Genomic DNA, 17,142 nt, shown 5'->3' with positions numbered 1-17,142 from the left:
ATAAGAGCTCTAACTAATGTTCGTACTCAATCAACTTTCGGGAGAGGAACAACCATGCCCCGCCCCATCCGGCATCGCCGTTTGGCCGCCGCGACCATCGCCCTGGCGACCGCTCTGTCTCTCGCCCCGGCCGCGCAGGCCGCGCCCCGGGCTCTCGGAGAGGTCCAGGACACCACCGACACCCGGATCCGTACCGCCTACGCGCTCCCCGACGACCGGGCCTATCCGGAGGGCATCGCCGCCGACCCGCGGACCGGGGACCTCTACGTGGGTTCGTACAGCACCGGCGCGGTCTACCGGATCACCCCCAGCCACCGCACCGCCGAGGTGTTCCTGCCCGCCGACACGGACGGCCGGTCCACAGCCAACGGTTTGAAGGTGGACCGGGCCGGGCGGCTGTGGGTCACCGACTCCACGGCGGGTGTCGCGGTGTACGACATCCGGGAACGCAGGCTGCTCGCCCGTTTCGACGTGCAGGGTGAGGAAGGGCTCTTCGTCAACGACCTCGCCATCGCCCCGGATGGCAGCGCGTATCTGACCGACAGCGTGCGCGCCGTCATCTACCGCGTCACCCCGGCCCAGCTGGCGTACACGATGGCGGGCAGCGGACGCTCCACGCTCACCGCCCGCTTCGACCTCTCCGCGGCGATCGGCCCGCCCGCCCGGGACACGTACACCCTCAACGGCATCGTCACCGACCCGTCGGGCCGCTACCTGCTGACACCGGACATGAGCGGCGGCCACCTCTACCGCGTCGACCTCGCATCCGGCGAAATCCGCCGGGTCGCGCTGCGCGGCGGCACGATGCAGGCCGCCGACGGCCTCGAACTGCGCCACGGCACACTGTGGGTGGCCCACAACACCAGCAACACGATCACCCGCTGGCATCTTTCCCCCGACGGCACCAAGGCCCGTCTGGAGCGCCGGGTCACCGACGATGCGCTCCAGATCCCCACCACCCTGGTCCGCCGGGGCGGACACCTGCTGGTGGTCCGCTCCCAGTTCGACAAGGGTGGCCCGATGGGCCCGGGGAACCCACACACGCCGTTCTCCGTCGCGGCGGTGCACGGAATCTGACCGGACCGGCGTCGCGGAACCCGAAAGGACCTGACCCCGCCGGGAGAGGCCAGGCGCGGAGGTCAGCGACGAGGACGGTCGCGTGTCCGCGTGGGTCGGATCGACGGCCAGGGCGCGGGACCGCAGTCATCGTGAGGTCACGGGCGGCTTCGCCAAGGTCGCCGATCAGACGGTCCTCCAGGCGGTATCCGCCGTCCTCGTGCGGCTCGTACGCGCCGTCGGAGGCCAGGAAGCAGACGGCAGTCCTCGACGGGGCGGGTCACAGCTTCGATCGCGGGATGCCCGACCTGGTACATGAGTTCGTCGTCCGTGTGCGGTACCGGTCGACATCGGCCCGCTCAGCGGCATAGGCGCCACACCGCACGAAGCCTCCGCGTCACCACGACGCGCGGCGGCTGTGGCCCGCCTCCAGCAGCGCGTGGACGGTGGCGTGCGTGGTCCGGGTGCGGTCGGCGAACCGGTGGCCGGTCGGCCACGGCGAGCCGGACGTCTCCTCCACCGGGACGAGTGCGGGCTCGGGCTCAGTTACCTCTGGGACCAGGACGCGCAGGCAGCGGCGGTGCTGCGCGACGGTTCTCTCGGCTGCCTCGCTGAGGTTGTGCCAGAGATGCCACCGGTCCGCCACCTGGACGGCCTGCGGAGCCCCGGCGGTGGCGCCTTCGGCGAAGAACGGCGCGCGGTCACGGCAGACGACTTCGACGCCAGGCCGCTGGGCCAGCCACGCGGCCTGCGTCGATGCCTCCCGGTCGGGCAGCAGGTCGACGGGCGCCGTGTCTCGATGTCGACGAGAACCGTGCCGTACTTGCGGCCCCTGCGCGTGGCGTACTCGTCGACGCCGACCAGCCGCGGGGCCGGTGTCTCCGGTTCGGGCAACGCGTAGACGAGCCGCAGCGCCGTACTCCGGCTGACGGACACCCCGAGGCACCTCGTGAACCGGCTGCCGGCAGGGCCTGCGCGGATGCTGAAACAGCCGACCGTGCCGGTCGGCACGGACGAGGAACCGGTGAACTCGCGGACGATGTTCGACACTCACCGAAGTGGAGTCCATGGTCGGCGCTCAGGAGCGGCCGCCGCGTTTCGGTAGGGAATGAGCCGCATTCAGCCGCGCGCGAGGCCGGGTTGGCCCCGCACGACGACCTTTGGTCAGCAGAGTCCCTTGAAGCGGTCCCAGCTGGCGGTGGCGATCTTTACGGTGGAGCGGAACGTGCCGGTGCCGGGGGCTGAGTGTGAGTGTGCCGGCTGCCCGGCGGGCATGGGTGTAGTGAGCTTGGGGTGGGCGGCGACGAGGCGCAGGGACGGCGCGATGACGTCGTCGTGGGAGATGCGGGATGTGACGGGCCCGCGAGCTGGTTGAAGACCTCGAGTCGGTCCATGGGGTGCTGTGCGGCGACGGGCCGACCGCGGACTCGGCGTCGATGTCGACCAGGCCGACCCCCGCCCGCTGCACTTGCCGGGGCACACTCGGGCGTGTGCGCTGCGCCGTGCCCACAGTGGCCTGATCGTCAGAGGGCTCCGGCAATCAGGCCCGCCGTGTCCTCTGCTCTTCGAGATCAATCTCACCGAAAGGGGGTCGTCGGGGTATTCGCCGCCGCTCGGCCTCTGAACACGGAGGCGATGAAAGGGCTCTCCGCCACGCGCTGTGGCCGTCGGTGAGGACCGGGGATTCGGGGCGGATAGGTGAGCTCGTCGGCAGGATGTGCGGGCGTGGAGCGCTGTCACCCGAGTCGGAGACGCAAAATGGGCTGTGGCTGGTGTCGATGAGGCATCTGGCATGGAAAAGGGATTGGTTCGATGGCAACTGGGACTGACACGAAAATGACTCACGGTTGAGCCGGTCAGGCAGTGATGGGTTCGAAGCGAATGGTCAGGCCGAGGCTGTTGGCTTCCTTGAGCATGCGGCGCATGGCACGTTCGGGATCGCGGCGGGTGAAGTGGTCAGGGCCGAGGTCACGATAGGGGCTCTTGTCGTGCAGGACGTGCCAGATGGCGATGGCGAGTTTGTGCATCACGGCGACGAGTGCTCGTTTGCCGCCGCGTCTGGCCGCGAGACGTCGGAAGAAGACGCCGAGGTAGGAGTCCTTCTTCTTGATCGCGACCATGGCGGCGATTCCGAGCAGGCGCTTGAGATTGCTGTTGCCGGGGCGGGTTCGGCCGGACTTGGTGACCCCGGCCGACTCGTTCTGTCCGGGACAGACCCCGATCCAGGAGGCCAGGTGGTGGGCGGAGGCGAACTGGGCCATGTCGCCACCGGTCTCGGCAATGATGATCTCGGCGCCGAGGCGGCCGATCCCTGGGATGGTCTGCAGGACTGCCATGTCCCGCTCGCGGTCGGCAAGCAGCTGGGCGATGCGGCTGTCGAAGGCAGCGATGACGTTCTTCCAGCGGTCGATCTCGTCGAGGTAGTGCCGGACCATGAAGGCGTGGTGGTCGGTGAACTGACCGTCCAGGGCGTTCACGAGGGCGGGGATCTTGTTGCGAGCCTTTCCTCGGGTGAGGTCCGCAAGTCGGGACGGATCGCGTTCGCCGGAGATGAGGGCTTCCAGGATGGCCCGGCCGCTGACGCCGGTGATGTCGCTGAGGACGGCCGAGAGCTTCATGCCGGTGTCCTCGAGTTCTTTCTCCAGCCGCTGGGACTCCCAGCCCGCGGCCCTGACCAACTCGGTGCGGCGACGCGTCAGATCGCGCAGTTCGCGGATGTCGCGTTGCGGGACGAAGGAGGCCATCACCATCCCGGAGGCGCCGGCCCGGGCCAGGAAGGCCGCGTCGCTCGGATCGGTCTTGCGGCCCCGGATGCCCTTGAGATGGGCGGGATTGACCAGCATCAGGTTCAGGTGCGGCTGCAACAGGTAGTAGACGCCGCGCCAGTAGTCCGAGGTCGCCTCCATGACCACCACCTCGACCTGGTGATCGAGGAGCCAGGCCAAAAGGCGCCGTACTTCGACGGTGGTGGTGCCGAATCGCTCCGTCTCCAGCGACCAGCTGCCAGCCCGCTTCGTGGATGGCACGCGGACGCAGGCAAGCAGGAACCGCTTGCCTAAATCCACTCCCGCGGACCGCAGATGGATGACATCGTCCTTCACATCCTGGAGCCGGGGCATCGTTGTCTCCTCCCGCGTGGTGTCCGTGCTCAGCGGGTGCCCCGGAGGGGCCAAGGGAGGAGTCGGAGTCTGACACACGTGCTCCGGCAGCGGAAATCCGATGCCTGGCAACAATCCGTGGTCCCCTGGTCGGCCCCCATCGCCATCCTGTAAAACGAGCTCGCTCGCATCACAGGCCCATCGGCTGACCGGGACGCCCGGCCCCATTTTCCCGTACTCGAGGTGATCAGCGCAGCGATCTCGCCCACCTGTGAAGTGGTTCAACGCCGACAAGGGCTTCGGCTTCATTCAGCAGGACGATGGCGGGCCGGACGTGTTCGTCCACTTCTCCGAGATCCAGAGCAACGGCTTCAAGGAGCTGCGGGAGGGTGACAAGGTCGAGTACGAAGTCACCCAGGGGCCCAAGGGGCTGCAGGCGGAGCAGGTCTATCGTCAGTAGCGTCTGCAGCAGGCTCACGGCCGCCACAACATCCTGCGTCACGCATGCTGTTCGGGACCGCCACCAGGGTGTCGCCCCGCATGGGCGACCAGCGTCTGGGCCATCGAAGGCGCGGCGTATCGAGGCGCCGGTGCGGTACTGGCGCCTCGTGCGTCAGCCGCCCGTCCGGAGCATCGCTGCCACCAGCGGCCCCGCCGATTTGCCTCCGCGCCCGCCCTGTTGCACCACCGCCGCCGCGGCCAGATCGCCGCGCCACGCGGTGAACCAGCCGTTGGGCTTCTTCTGGCCCTCGACCTCGGCCGAGCCCGTCTTGCCTCCGATATCCGAGCCCAGGCCTGCCATGGCCTCGGCGGCGGAGCCCGACGTCGCGGTGTAGCTCAGCAGTTCATGCAGCTGCGTCTGCGCGGACGCGTCCAGCTTGCGCTGGGCCGTCGCAAGCGTCCGGTAGTCGAAGTTGGGTGGGACCAGATATGGCTGCCGGAAGATGCCGGTCTTAGCTGTGGAGGTGATGGACGCGACATTGAGCGGGTTCATCCGTACCCCGCCCTGCCCGATGAGCGATGCCGCCATCTGCGCATTGCTCTGCACCGGCACCGCGCCGTCGAAGCTCGACACCCCTGTCGACCAGTTGTTCAGGCCCAGCCCGAAGACCTGCTGGGCCTGCTTGGTCAGATCGTCGTCGTCGAGCTTCTCGGCCTGCGTGATGAAGGCGGTGTTGCAGGAGGCCGCGAAGCTCGAACGGAACGTACCGTTCTTGATCTCGAACTTCTCCACGTTCTGGAACTTCCAGCCGCCGTACGACGCGTACTTGGGGCATGGATGCTGCTTGTCGATCGACGCGAGGTCCTTCTCCAGCAGCATCGACGCGGTCACGATCTTCATCGTGGAGCCGGGTGCCAGGGACCCCTGGAGCGCCGTGTTGAAGCCATGGCTCGAATTGGCCGCCGCGAGGATCTCGCCCGTCGACGGCTTCATGACGACGACCGATGCCCGCTCGCGTTCGCCCACCTCGTGCTCGGCGGCCGCCTGCGCGGTCGCGCTGAGCGTGGTCCGCAGTGTTCCGGGTATGCCCTTGGACAGCGTCAGCAGCGTCTTTCCGGGGCGCGGGTCCTCGCTCTTCTCCGTGCCCGTCTCCCTCTTCTTCGCGCTGTCCCCGCGGACCACTCGCAGCTCGACCCCCGCGGTACCCCCGGCCCTTCTGCCGTACTTCTCCCGCAGGCCGTCCAGGACAGTGCCGAGCGAGGGGTACTTCGCCGTGGTGAGCTCCACGCCGTTCCGGTCCACTGCCTTGACCGGCGGGTCCCCGGCCTCGCCCGTGACCAGCGTGTCGCCCTCTTTCAGGTCCGGGTGCACCACCGACGGCCGCCAGCCGACCATTGGCTTGCCGTCCTCGGCCCGGACAACCGTGAGCTCGGAGTCGTAGGTGAGGGACTTGCTCCTCCCCTTGTACGAGACCGTGGCCGAGACCCTGAACGTCACCTTCGCCCCGGACGCCTTGCCGCGGGTCAGCGTCACCTCGTCGATATGTGCGTCCTGGCGATACCCGGACAGCGCGGCCCGTGCCGCCGCTGTCCGGTCCGTGAACGCTGCGGCGTTCGCGGCGTCGCCCCGCTGCCAGGCGGTGAGGAAACCGTCGGCCGTCGCCCGGGACTCCGCGGCTGTCACCGGGCGTGCTTTGAGTGTCTTCGCAGTGCCGTCGGGCGTGCTGTCCTCGCCCGCTGCGTCGCCGCTGTACATGCTGTGCGCGGCGAACCCCGCACCGCCCACGACCACGGCGACCACCCCGCCGATCACGGCGGGCTTCGTTCTGCTGCGCGCGGCGCGCCTTCTCTTGCCCACAAGTCCTCCGCTGTTCTCCGCTCCCCCAGGCTCCTCCACTGAGGCCCCACCCTAGGGGCGGCGGGGGCGGGGTCCACCAGTCAGCCCCAGCCCGCACCACGGCCACCGGGTCGGCTTCGCGCTGGCAGGCCGCACCATCATCTGCCCCGTCGTCGCGCAAGGTGTGACGTTAACGGCGCCTCCCGCGCAGTTAGAAAGGAACCCGACTGCGCAAGGTCGGGTGGGTTGCCCGTTCCCCCCGTGCGGGCATCCACGCAAGGGGCAGGCCGGGCGTCCCCCCGTCGTCTGCCTGCCCCTTGCTCTGCTACGTGGTGTGGCAGGAGCGCGGGCCCGCTACCCCGCGGGAGCTCCCATGTCACATTGGCTGGCTGCGCCCGTCGGCGTCGCCGCGGTCGGAGGGCGAGTGTGGGTGTGCTGGTTGCGGAGCGGTATCTGCTGGACGAGCCGCTGGGGGCGCGGTGCCATGGGCGAGGTCTGGCGCGGAACCGACCAGGCGCTGGGCCGCCCGGTGGCGGTGAAGCTGCTCCGCGCGGACGAGGGCGACGCGGCGGCGTCCGAGCGGTTCCGGATGGAGGCGCAGTCTGCGGCCCGCGCCGACGACGCTTCCTACACCCTCACCACAACCGGCAAGATCCTGGGCACCGGCTCCTACCTGGCACCCGAACGCGCCGTGGGACGCCCCGCCGTGCCCGCCTCGGACGTCTACGCACTGGGCTGTGTGCTGTACGAACTGCTCACCGGCCGCCCCCGTTCCTCGGCGAGAACACACCGGCCGTCGTCCAGCAGCACGTCAACGCCGCCTCTGTCCCACCCGACCACCTGCGCCCCGAGATACCGCGATCACTGGCTGACCTGCTCCTCCACGTGCTGGCCAAGGACCCGGCGCAACGCCCGACAGCCGAGCAGGCAGCGGGCTGGCTCGCCGCCGTGGAAGGGCACTCGGACCAGGCGCCGCCGGCGCCCCAGGCCTTCCCTCCGGCCCCCCAGCCCCGGCGCACCCGCTTCGACCGCGGGACACAGACGGACGCGCACGGCCCCACCCTCGGACCCCTGGCCACTTCGCTACGCACCCACGCACGCGTCACGTCCCTCGCTACACGAGCTCGTTAGTGACCGAGCCAGCCGACCCAGCTCCCCAGGGGTACCGACGGAAGTCTGTGACCTGCGGTTTCGCTCAGAATCTCGCTATATGGGTCCCAGGATGGAGTACGGGGATTCTCGGTACGGGACAGCCCCCTCGGACCATGTGCCAGCAACTTGCTGACACCCTCAGATCAATCGCAGCACACCGCCGCGGCGGGGACCGGGCGGGAGCGGCGCCACTGCTCAGTCCGCCCCAGGAACGCCTCGGCCACCCCGCATCCACCAGCCGATGTGCCTCCACGCCGCCCACCCTGGACTACCCGCAAGCGGCGCCTGGCATGATGCGCTCTCACGCACGCATATGCCCATGGGGGGGCCATGTACATCCGCATCACCCTCGCTGCCGCGACGGTTCTCATGCTCACCAGCTGCGCTGGCTCGAATAGCGCCGAGGATATCGCCAGCCCGGTCAGCAGCCGACCGACTGCCCACGACAAGGCGAGCGACGCCGCGGCGCTGGAGAAAGCCGTGCGCGACTACACCGCCGCTGTCTACAGCTCTGATCCGGACACTGCGTTTGGATTGTCGTCCGAGCGCTGCCGGACGAGGACTTCCAAAGCGAGGTACGACGTGCTCATCGAGCTGATGGCAGAAGACGCCGGCCATCGCACAGTTCAGTCATTCACCTTGGAAAAGATGTCCGGAGACGCCGCGCACGTCTCCTACAGCATCGGCCTGCCCAACCTGGACCCAACCAATGAACCCTGGACTCGCGAAGGAGGCAAGTGGCTCTTCGACGGCTGCACATCCGTGCCCGCATCATGACCTCTGAAGGCGAGCGTGGACGCCGACTCTCAGCACGACGCCAGCCAGCTGGCCGCTAAGTCACAGCCGAGCATCGAGGCCCCGGAACGTCAAAATTGGCTAACGCACCGGTCCTGACCAGCGATGTTCTTCGTCATCCAAGTCAGTCGTCGTGTCACAGAAGGCAGCCGCATACGGTTCCGCGTCGGCGAACCCAGCCGCCGCGGGCCAGGTTCCCGTACCTCTAACCCGGCTCGTCGACGGCTGGCCTCGTGGTGGAGAGTGGGTGCAGTCCGATGAGCAACGCGGCGCCGCCGTGGCTGATGTCCACCGCCCACAAGACCTCTTCGGACAGCGCGAGCACGTCTGAGATCAGCTCCAGCAGGGCGGGCTCGTCGTTGAGGACTCGGCGCGAGAGCAGACGCTCTCTCTTGGCGTCCATCACCATGCAGTGATGATGTTCCTTGCCGATGTCCACTCCGGCCCAGATCTGAGGCACGGTCACCTCCGCCAGCTCGTCGTCACAGATCGTCCTCGCGGTGCCCTCCTGAGCGGGAGGGCACCGCAAGTCCCTCTGAGCTACTGCGAGTTGTACGCCTTGATGCTCACCGCCGGGCCGTGGGAATGTCGTGCCACCGCAGCGGCTGCAGCGCCGGTCACCTGTACCACGGCAGTGCCGTGGGCCGGCACCGCCGTCAGGCCGCCGACCGCCGTCACCTCGACGGCCTGCTGGGTGACACCCTTGGGCGGCTGGTCCCAGACGACGTAGGCGACCCGCACGAAAACCGGCTGGCCATCCTCGTTGGTGAGCCTCACCCTCGAGAAACGCTCGAACCTGGAGATCTCACGGCCCTCGCTGTCCAAGGCCTGAGTCGTCACGTCGTGCACTCCGGCGGGAATCCGGGCTGTGGCCGTACTCCGCACCGTCACATCGACATCTGCCACGTCATGCTCACCAGGACCGGAGAACCGCAGGATGTCCACACTCGTCCCGTACGGCGCCACAAGAGTGCCCCGGTCACTTCCGTACACCGTGCTCACCTTGACCTGAGGCAGCGCCTGATGATTCTTGTCGAGCGCGCTGAAGGACAGGACCGGGACCACCGACCGTCCAGAGGTGTTCGTGATCTCCAGCTGCTGATTGATCGTCTCGTCCTGACCGGAGTCCCCCACATAGCGGAAGGACAACGCCCTGGAAAGCGCGGCGCTCCCAGATCCGGCTCCAGCGCCGGCCACGTTGCAGCCCAACAACAATGCTCCTGCCACAGCCACCACCATCCCAGCGGTAGCCAGTCTTCGCCGTTTCACCCTCACGACCTGCACCCCTCCCCATCGGTCAATGTCTGCCGGACGCTATCTGATTCCCCTTCAACTCCATCCGGCACCACCCCACCTCGACATCTGCCCGTAAGCCAGCCGCGTTGGTCTTCGACTTCGGCGTAACAGTGCGCGCGGCGCTGGTGAGTTGCCAGCGTTGGGCGGTCTCCAGCTTCAGGAAGTCCACCCTGGTGCGCAGATGGGCCTGCCGCGGTGGCCATTGATGGCCGCTCCCTCGTGTTCTGGGGCGACCAGCACATCACGCTCGGCGACAGACTCGTTGCCGAGGGGCACTCGCTGTTCGGTACAGCGCTTCTCGACGAACGGAAGATGATCGGATCCATGCTAGCTCTTGAGTAACCGTCGCGGGACGACCTTGATGACTGGTTGCCCATTGCGCCCTACTCGGTTTCGGGGGTTTGGGAGACGATCTCGGTTACCCCCGTGCGGGTCGGCCCCCCCTTTGTCGGCCTCCACAGGTAGCACCACGACATACCCGCAGCGTTGTGTGCCCGGGTGAGGGGTGGGCTGGCCAGCGAGTGCGGTGTGGCAGCGGTGTTCATGGGCGTTGTGCGTTCCGCAGCCGCCCGACCTGCTTGTTGATCAGATCGGGCGGGAACGATGAGCTGCCGCCGACGTTCAGCATCCTGAACGTCACGATGGTGTTTCCGGTCCGCACCACGGTGATCTGCTCGTTCCGGTCCCCTGGCTGCTCGGGCCCCATGGGGATGATCTCTCGGAATCGCACGGCTTCGTCCCCGATCTGTGGGGCCTGTTCCGTCTTGAGGGTTGTCTTGAAGTTCCCGACCCAGCCCTGGCCCTCATACGAGCGGCAGGAGCCAAGTGCCTGCTTGAGCTGTACGAAGGCCTGCCGGGCCTTCCCGTCCTCGTAGGCCGCGAGAGTGGAACCGCCTGGCCAGATGTCGCCCTTCCAGTTGAAAACCTGAAGTACGACGGCGGATGCGCGCTTTCCGCTGCGAATGTCGAGCATGGTCTGGCAGGCGGGAACCGATACCGGTGGGAAGGAACGCTGGTCGCTCTTCCGTTCAGGCTCCTGTACCGCTATCCCGCCCTCGCTCGCCTGGGGCACCTCGCCCTCCTTGAAGGTGAGCGTCTTCAGCTGTGCCATCGTCAGGGGCTTTGCCGCCACTGTGGCTGATGCGGTTGCCCGTGGCGCTTCCTCCGTTGTCCGCGCATCCTGTTTGGCGGAACACCCGGACGTGATGAGGGCCCCGGCAATCAGCGTGATGGTTGCCGGCCACGGCGCACGGAAATGCATGTGTGTTCCCCCAGGACTGTGCGGATGAGGAAGCCGACGCTAGTCGGGGCAGGCAGCCCATGACCAGGGGAACTTGAACACCCACGTCAGCCGCACCATGCGCGAGCTGATCGCCGCCCGATTATGGCTGACCGTCTACCAACTGCCGACGTACGCACCGGAGTCAACCCGGTTGAGGGGGTGTGGTCGCTCCTGAAGAGGTCCTTGGCCAATCTCACCAAGCACAGCCTCGAACAGCTCACCGCGTTGGTGAAGACCCGGTTCAAACAGATGCAGTACCGACCTGGTCTCATCGACGGCCTCATGACCAAGACCGGGCTCGCCCTTCAACCACCGTAACCCAGCCATTGAAGATCTCTGGAGGCCCGTCCCGGACATGATCTCCCTCTGACATCACTGTGCCTGACGACATGAGTGGGCCGCCCAGTCCTCAGGGCCACAATGAAGGCGGTCGCCGCCAAGCCGGATCACTTCTTGACGCGCGAAGTCCCATAGAGCTCGGCGGTGAGGTCGGCCAGCTCCGGCGCAGACGCGTCCGTGAGTTCGGTGGCGGCCACGGTGCTGTGGTCGGCCCAGACGCAGACCACGTGCGGAGTCCTCGTCACGGTGCCCTCGTACACGTCCTTGAATGTGTACAGGCTCTTCCGGCACTTCATCACGGCGTCATTGAAGCCCTCCAGGGCAAACGTCTTGGGGCCGCCGACCCACTTCGTGTGGCCGAAGCTGAAAGGGAGCTGCTCGCTCCTCTCGATCGAGCGGAACATGCGGGCGACCGCTTTGTCGGGGTCAGGTATCCGGCCCTGGAGCCCTCTGAAGACCAGGTAGCGGGCACCTTCCGCGTTAACGTCGCCCAGCACGTAGTCGGCGCCCGTGCCGGTCGCTTTCTCGACGATCCTGTTGGCGTCATTCGGTTCGATACCGATGCCCCAGACCTCCGTCTGGGCCGCATAGCAGTCCGCGTCGGAGGGCTGACCCGCACAGTCCACGATCCCGACATAGGTGTTCCCGTATCTGCGGTGCTCCTTGTACTCGCCGACCAGCCGCGGCGGGGCAAGCTTGTACCCCCTTGTGTCGGCTCCCTCGGACGCCGCCGTACAGCCCGAGCCCACGAGCACGAGGAGCGCCCCCACGCCCACCGCGATCAGGGCTGTTTGCAGTCGTCCGGTACGCATAGGCTGTGTTCCTCCATCGTCGGTTCAGGCCGTTCGACCACCGTGAGCCGCAGAAGGTTGCCCTGAGGCACCCGGCGTACGTACAAGCGCAGCAATGCCGAATCTCGAACCGACGCTCGCGCACGAAGCCGCGCTGCCATCGCACTAAACCGCGCCCGTCGGAAGCAGCGGTCCACGACGGCGAACGCCGGATTTCATGAGGTGGCCTCGCTGTCTACTCTGCGGTGGAGCAGTACTGAAGGGTGGAATGAGCGGAGCGACGCCGTCGCGGTCATGCTCGACGACAACCTTCTCGATTTTCCGGACGCCGTTCATACCGGCGAGCGACTGGGGAGCGGACATGAGCGGCTTTTGGGGCGCGGGGAGTCAAGGGCAGATCCTCATCAATCAGGCCGTTGCCCTCTCCGGTTCCACAGACTTCGAATTCGATGGGGTGTGATGGTCGCGCAGTCGGTTCAGCGCCGGGTAGATCGTGGCCCTGCCACAGCGCGGCCCTGCCGCTCAGGGTGTGAAGTGCGCGGCGCGGACACGGTGCAGCCACGCCTCGACGGGGGTCTCGTCCGGCTGGTCCGGCAGGACGCTCCTCGTTCCGTCGAACCGCTCCTCGAAGCGCTGCAGGAGGGGAAGCGCCGCCATCGTGTCCGCCGCGACCTGATCGCCGAAGGCGTGGTAGGCCTCGGGGTCCTCCACGCGGACGTTGAGCCGGCCGGTGGCGTACAGCTCGAAGCCCTGGTGGCACAGACGCATGAGGTGCCGGGCGTGCTTTGCGGTCCGTTTGCGGGTGTCCGCCGAGAAGGATCCGTCGCCCCGGTCGTACAGCCGCTTGAACTGCTGGGTGGCGTAGCCGAGGTAGGCGTCGCGGACGCGCTTGGCGGACAGCAGGGACCTTCGCAGCTGAATGAGTTCGTCACCCAAGGCAGTGCGCACTTCGTAGAGGTCGTCGGGGAGCCAGACGAGTTCCGTGACGGTGGGGTTGCCGCGCAGGGCGAGGTGGCACCACTTCGCTGCCTCGTGCACGGTCCGGTCCGGTGCCGTGGTGACATGTGATTCGGCTGGGCGGTGCAGGCCGTGGAGTGCGGACGTGTCCACAGCGAAGAGGCCGAGGCGGTCGACGTCGGATCCCGGCCCGGCCAGTCCGTAGGCAGTGGAGCCGACTATCCCCGAGAGAAGTACGTTCATGGTGCGATGTCTCCGGCCAGGACGAGTGCGGGCGCAGTGAACGCTACGGCAACAGTCCGGCACGATGTCACGGGTTTTTGGCGCGGCTCTGTCTCCCAGCAGCGAGACCAAGGGGCAGGGTCACCCGCACGGGCCAGGAGTTCTCAGAGATGACGAAGGGCCACACGCATCACAGCAGCAGACGTGCCGAAGACCCTCTGGCCCAACGCTGGCAGTGGGGCTGATTGCTGAGCCCGCGCCACTTGAAGAAGTTGGCGAAGCGCCGGCACTGCCTACACCGGTTACTTCTGCAGGGCCGGGCACTGTTCGAGCCGCTCGCCATCCACGGTGGCCTTGGGCTCCAGTGAGGCGGGCACGTCGAACCGGTAGCACGTGGGCCCCGGCTCGTAGCCGACCACGACGCGGGTCGCCTCCTGCTCGCGTTCCACGTGCCATTGCGTCCCGGCTGCGTGCTCGATCTCCTCATCGGTCAGTCGGCCGTCCTGCACCGCCTGCCGGAGGCGGTACTCGGTCAGCCCCACCTTCTTGGCCAGGCGCTCCTGCGCCGACGGCTGCGGTCTGTCGAAGAACCCAGGTACGGCGTAGGCGACGAACAGGCCGACGCCGATCAGCAGCCCAAGGAGGGCGGTTACGGCCAGGGCAGCGCACCCGGCCGTGGTCGGCCGGGTGCGCTTGGTGGATTCCTGGGTCATGTCGTCAAGATCCCTTGTAACCGATCTCGCCGAGCCGCTTGCGCATCACAACTGGTGAAGTTCCCGCCCATCGACTCCTGGTTGTGCATACCGGACATGGCCGAGCGCCGCGCCGGCACCGCCCCTCACGGGCCCGTGCACCGCCCGTCGTGCCCCTCGACGCAACCGATCCGGTCGTCGTTTCCTCTATCTCGGCGGGACCGGCGCTTTGCGGAGTTCGCCAGGCGTCCGGCCCGGATCTGGACATCGGGAGATGGGACCACGATGACATCACGTCGGCTCGTCGGCACAGGTATAGGTACACGTTCAGGAACGGGAAGAACTGCGAGCAGGGTGCTCGCCGCTGCTCTTCTGGTGGGCGCCTACCTGACGGCTGCGAGCGCGCCTGCGATAGCGTCGGCTGGGACGGACGCCGCCCCTGCATCCACCGCGATCTTCAACGACCGGGTTCGCGTCGTCACCGAGACCTACGACTTGGGCGACGAGGCCTTCAGCGACCCCACCAGCGGCACCGTCAGTGAGATACGCGCGGTGGTGCGCCGCCCGAGCACCGTGCGGAGACGACTCCCCGTGGTGATCGTTTCCCACGGATCGTGGTACGGGTGCACCGATCCTGAGGCCCAGAAGTGGCCCTGCGAGAACGGCACGCCCTACCCCAGCTACCGCGGTTACGACTACTTCGCGAAGGCACTCGCACAACGCGGCTTCGTGGTCGTCTCGCTCAGCGCGGATGCCATCAACATGACGTCCTTCGACTACGGGGACCGCGCCCGACTGATCAACGAGCACCTGCGCCTGTGGCAGCAGTTGTCCCAGGGTGAGGGTGTTCTGGCCAAGAGCCTGCCCGCGTTGAGCAGCCATGTGGACATGCAGCGCGTCGGAACCGTGGGGCACTCGCGGGGCGGCAAGGGCGTGATGTGGCAGGCCTCCGACAAGCACCGGGACGAGGTACCCGACGGTGTTCGCATCGGGGCGGTCCTGGCCCTCGCGCCCGTGAAGTTCGACGACCCGGAGGGGGACAACAGCGACACCCTGGTCACGGACACTCCCGTGGCTGTAGTGACCACCGGCTGCGACGGCGCGGTGGGCGAACAGGGTCAGCGGTACCTCGACGACGCCAAGGGACACTCCTCCGCACCGGCCTACTCCGTCTCGCTGCACGACGGAAACCACAACTTTTTCAACACCCAATGGAGTCCCCCAGCCCCACTAGGCGAGGACGACAGCACCTGCCCCACACGCGAACTGGCCCCCACGACTCAACAGGACGCCTTCACCACATACGCCACGGCATTCTTCGAGAAGCACCTCAACGACAACCCCAAGGGCGAGTGCCTGCTCACGGGCAGGCAGCCTCTCACCGGCGTGAAGTCAACGACCCGCGTGGTCGAACCGGTAACGAACTGACCCACAGGGGGTACCCCGGGAACGGCCGGTACGGGCGCGTCGCGGACAGGCACGCGGGCCGCCAGCCGGACAGCTCTCCCGTCATGACGCCGAGGTGAGCGTCCTCCTCGGCTTCGACCAGGACCTAGCCGCCCAGGCTACCCGCGTCAGCAACCGCATACGCGGACTGCTCACCCAGTTCCACCCCTCTCTGGAACAAGGCCCCCGCGACGGTCCGTACGAACGTCACCGTCGCAGGGGGCCCGAGACCGAAGGCTGCGTCGAGCCCCCGCGCCCGCCGCACCATGCATGCCCACGTAGGGTTATCTGGCGCGCCGGAAGGCAAGTCGCCTCGGCGAGCCGCTGCCCACGAGACGAGGTGACTACGGACTTGGCCATCGGAGCAGGATCGGATCCGGAGACTCATCCCGGGTCGGACACCGCGGCAGGCGGGCGCACTACCCCACCTTCATCCTTGCCGACGCGCCGGTGGCTGCGCCGCGTGGTCGCGGTCGTCGTTACGGTCTGCGCCTTGGTGAGCGCGGTGCGGCTGGCCGGACCTGCTGCCACGGGACCGACGGGGGAGCCACTCGGGGTTGTGCGACAGCTGTCCTTCCTCCGGGCGCAGTTGAACGGCAAGGCTGGTGACGAGGCACAACAGCAGTTCCCGGAGGGGTACTTCTTCATTCACGCGCTGTACGGCCTGAGCTGGGTCGAAATCGGGCTGCGCGATCCGGCCGGCAAGCGGGCGGCCGCCCTGCGGGAAGCCCGTTGGGCGCTGCGTCAGTTGGACTCGCCGGCCGGCCGCGCTCCGTTCAGCGCCAACCTCGTCCCACGCCATGGTGTCTTCTACCGTGGCTGGAGCAACTGGCTGCGCGGCGGGATACTGGGCCTCCAGACGGCTGGGCAACGCCAGCCCAGCGAACTGCGCCGATTCGCCGACGATTCCGCCGCCCTCGGTGCCGCATTCGAGGGATCGGCGTCGCCTTTCCTGCACGCCTACCCCGGGCAGGCGTGGCCGGTGGACTCCACCGTCGCGATGGCGTCCCTGCGGCTGCACGACACGCTGCTGCCGCCTCGGTTCAGTAAGACAGTCCAGCGCTGGCTGCATGGAGTACGGCAGCGTCTCGACCCGCGCACCGGACTGCTCCCGCACCGTGTCGACGCCGCCACCGGTGAACCGGTGGAGGTGGCCAGAGGCAGCTCGCAGAGCCTGATCCAGCGGTTCCTTCCCGACGTGGATCCCGTCTTCGCCGACGAGCAGTACCGACGCTTCCGCGACCAGTACGTGACCTGGCCACTCGGCCTCGGACCGGCCGTGCGGGAGTACCCCGACGGCATGGACGGCCCGGCCGACGTCGACTCCGGCCCCCTTCCGCTCGGCGTAAGCCTGTCGGCGAGCGTGGTCACCATCGGCGCGGCCCAGATCCACCACGACGCCCCGCTCGCTGCGGCGCTGGCCCAATCCTCCGAGTTCGTCGGCCTGCCGGTCGACACCCCGTGGACCAAGCGCTATGCCTTCGGCCTGCTTCCCATCGGCGATGCGTTCTTGGCGTGGTCCAAGGCGGCACGTCCCTCGGTGGCGCGCGCCGCTTCGCCCCCGCCGTCAACCGTCTCGCCATGGTGGCCGACGCCGCTGCTGTCCATTCTGGTCGTCGTCGGCGCGGCGCCGTGGCTGCCCGCACTGCTGCGGCGCCGCCAGCGCCGCCGCACCGGAATCCGGGGCCTCTAGCCTCGGGCTTTCGTGTGACTGGGCGTCCGATGGGTGATCAGAAAC

The 17,142-nt window shown here is 67.8% G+C and carries 14 protein-coding genes and 3 pseudogenes; 8 read left to right on the top strand and 9 right to left on the bottom strand.

Translation table 11 applies throughout. The features are described from left to right. Positions 1–54: 54 nt before the first annotated feature. Positions 55–1,077 carry an SMP-30/gluconolactonase/LRE family protein gene (locus tag ACQEVG_RS18100; protein ID WP_432984439.1) on the top strand — a complete coding sequence of 341 codons (1,023 nt, stop codon included), beginning with the start codon at positions 55–57 and terminating at the stop codon, positions 1,075–1,077. A 376-nt stretch (positions 1,078–1,453) separates the two neighbouring features. On the opposite strand, the gene ACQEVG_RS18095 is transcribed toward ACQEVG_RS18100, so the two are convergent. Next, positions 1,454–1,795 carry a transposase gene (locus ACQEVG_RS18095; protein WP_432985462.1) on the bottom strand — a complete coding sequence of 114 codons (342 nt, stop codon included), beginning with the start codon at positions 1,793–1,795 and terminating at the stop codon, positions 1,454–1,456. On the opposite strand from ACQEVG_RS18095, the gene ACQEVG_RS18090 reads away from it, so the two are divergent. Next, a complete protein-coding gene (locus ACQEVG_RS18090) occupies positions 1,685–1,957 on the top strand; it encodes a hypothetical protein (RefSeq protein WP_432985507.1) in 273 nt (90 codons plus the stop codon). The genes ACQEVG_RS18095 and ACQEVG_RS18090 overlap by 111 nt on opposite strands. A gap of 955 nt (positions 1,958–2,912) precedes the next feature. Here ACQEVG_RS18090 and ACQEVG_RS18085 read toward each other — a convergent pair. Continuing rightward, positions 2,913–4,175 (bottom strand): IS110 family transposase, encoded by a 1,263-nt coding sequence (locus ACQEVG_RS18085; protein WP_432984436.1) that lies wholly within the window; start codon positions 4,173–4,175, stop codon positions 2,913–2,915. Between the two features lie 250 nt (positions 4,176–4,425). Here ACQEVG_RS18085 and ACQEVG_RS18080 point away from each other — a divergent pair, with 250 nt between their 5' ends. Beyond that, positions 4,426–4,614: a cold-shock protein gene (locus ACQEVG_RS18080; protein ID WP_432984433.1), complete on the top strand. Its 189-nt coding sequence runs from the start codon at positions 4,426–4,428 to the stop codon at positions 4,612–4,614. A gap of 153 nt (positions 4,615–4,767) precedes the next feature. Here ACQEVG_RS18080 and ACQEVG_RS18075 read toward each other — a convergent pair whose 3' ends face one another. Then, complete coding sequence (locus tag ACQEVG_RS18075) at positions 4,768–6,453, bottom strand: penicillin-binding transpeptidase domain-containing protein (RefSeq protein ID WP_432984430.1); 1,686 nt, start codon at positions 6,451–6,453, stop codon at positions 4,768–4,770. A 1,461-nt stretch (positions 6,454–7,914) separates the two neighbouring features. On the opposite strand from ACQEVG_RS18075, the gene ACQEVG_RS18070 reads away from it, so the two are divergent. Beyond that, positions 7,915–8,361: a hypothetical protein gene (locus ACQEVG_RS18070; protein ID WP_432984427.1), complete on the top strand. Its 447-nt coding sequence runs from the start codon at positions 7,915–7,917 to the stop codon at positions 8,359–8,361. Positions 8,362–8,629: 268 nt separating this feature from the next. Here the strand turns inward: ACQEVG_RS18070 and ACQEVG_RS18065 are convergent. The 3 genes and pseudogenes from ACQEVG_RS18065 to ACQEVG_RS18055 all read right to left on the bottom strand — a co-directional run. Then, positions 8,630–8,839 (bottom strand): annotated as a pseudogene (locus tag ACQEVG_RS18065) (IS110 family transposase); the annotation flags it as partial. An 80-nt stretch (positions 8,840–8,919) separates the two neighbouring features. Then, complete coding sequence (locus ACQEVG_RS18060; protein WP_432984424.1) at positions 8,920–9,606, bottom strand: hypothetical protein; 687 nt, start codon at positions 9,604–9,606, stop codon at positions 8,920–8,922. Between the two features lie 610 nt (positions 9,607–10,216). Continuing rightward, positions 10,217–10,786, bottom strand: coding sequence for a hypothetical protein (locus ACQEVG_RS18055; RefSeq protein ID WP_432984421.1), 570 nt, complete (start codon positions 10,784–10,786; stop codon positions 10,217–10,219). Positions 10,787–11,006: 220 nt separating this feature from the next. Here ACQEVG_RS18055 and ACQEVG_RS18050 point away from each other — a divergent pair. Beyond that, positions 11,007–11,275 (top strand): annotated as a pseudogene (locus tag ACQEVG_RS18050) (transposase); the annotation flags it as partial. A 128-nt stretch (positions 11,276–11,403) separates the two neighbouring features. Here the strand turns inward: ACQEVG_RS18050 and ACQEVG_RS18045 are convergent. From ACQEVG_RS18045 to ACQEVG_RS18035, 3 genes are all read right to left on the bottom strand, one after another. Further along, the gene (locus ACQEVG_RS18045; protein ID WP_432984418.1) at positions 11,404–12,108 is read right to left on the bottom strand and encodes a hypothetical protein; all 705 of its coding nucleotides are present in this window, start codon (positions 12,106–12,108) and stop codon (positions 11,404–11,406) included. Between the two features lie 501 nt (positions 12,109–12,609). Then, positions 12,610–13,287 (bottom strand): nucleotidyltransferase domain-containing protein, encoded by a 678-nt coding sequence (locus tag ACQEVG_RS18040; protein WP_432984415.1) that lies wholly within the window; start codon positions 13,285–13,287, stop codon positions 12,610–12,612. A gap of 281 nt (positions 13,288–13,568) precedes the next feature. Then, complete coding sequence (locus tag ACQEVG_RS18035) at positions 13,569–13,979, bottom strand: hypothetical protein (protein WP_432984412.1); 411 nt, start codon at positions 13,977–13,979, stop codon at positions 13,569–13,571. A gap of 333 nt (positions 13,980–14,312) precedes the next feature. Between ACQEVG_RS18035 and ACQEVG_RS18030 the strand changes: the two genes are divergently transcribed. The 3 genes and pseudogenes from ACQEVG_RS18030 (at position 14,313) to ACQEVG_RS18020 (ending at position 17,097) form a co-directional block, all read left to right on the top strand. After that, positions 14,313–15,386 carry an alpha/beta hydrolase family protein gene (locus ACQEVG_RS18030; protein ID WP_432984409.1) on the top strand — a complete coding sequence of 358 codons (1,074 nt, stop codon included), beginning with the start codon at positions 14,313–14,315 and terminating at the stop codon, positions 15,384–15,386. An 88-nt stretch (positions 15,387–15,474) separates the two neighbouring features. After that, positions 15,475–15,594 (top strand): annotated as a pseudogene (locus ACQEVG_RS18025) (IS110 family transposase); the annotation flags it as partial. A 246-nt stretch (positions 15,595–15,840) separates the two neighbouring features. After that, entirely contained in the window at positions 15,841–17,097 is a 1,257-nt protein-coding gene (locus ACQEVG_RS18020) for a hypothetical protein (protein ID WP_432984406.1), read from the top strand. The last annotated feature ends 45 nt before the right edge of the window (positions 17,098–17,142 follow it).

This window comes from Streptomyces sp. CA-135486, assembly GCF_050936555.1.
Lineage (GTDB): Bacteria > Actinomycetota > Actinomycetes > Streptomycetales > Streptomycetaceae > Streptomyces.
The sequence above is the reverse complement of the archived record's forward strand: the minus strand, read 5'-3'. Positions and strand labels throughout refer to the sequence as shown.

What these genes read in the sequence shown, in the direction of transcription:
- ACQEVG_RS18100 (WP_432984439.1), top strand. Translation starts at nt 55, where the DNA reads ATGCCCCGCCCCATCCGGCATCGCCGTTTGGCCGCCGCGACCATCGCC.
- ACQEVG_RS18070 (WP_432984427.1), top strand. Translation starts at nt 7,915, where the DNA reads ATGTACATCCGCATCACCCTCGCTGCCGCGACGGTTCTCATGCTCACC.
- ACQEVG_RS18085 (WP_432984436.1), bottom strand. Translation starts at nt 4,175, where the DNA reads ATGCCCCGGCTCCAGGATGTGAAGGACGATGTCATCCATCTGCGGTCC.
- ACQEVG_RS18045 (WP_432984418.1), bottom strand. Translation starts at nt 12,108, where the DNA reads ATGCGTACCGGACGACTGCAAACAGCCCTGATCGCGGTGGGCGTGGGG.
- ACQEVG_RS18040 (WP_432984415.1), bottom strand. Translation starts at nt 13,287, where the DNA reads ATGAACGTACTTCTCTCGGGGATAGTCGGCTCCACTGCCTACGGACTG.
- ACQEVG_RS18090 (WP_432985507.1), top strand. Translation starts at nt 1,685, where the DNA reads ATGCCACCGGTCCGCCACCTGGACGGCCTGCGGAGCCCCGGCGGTGGC.
- ACQEVG_RS18035 (WP_432984412.1), bottom strand. Translation starts at nt 13,979, where the DNA reads ATGACCCAGGAATCCACCAAGCGCACCCGGCCGACCACGGCCGGGTGC.
- ACQEVG_RS18055 (WP_432984421.1), bottom strand. Translation starts at nt 10,786, where the DNA reads ATGGCACAGCTGAAGACGCTCACCTTCAAGGAGGGCGAGGTGCCCCAG.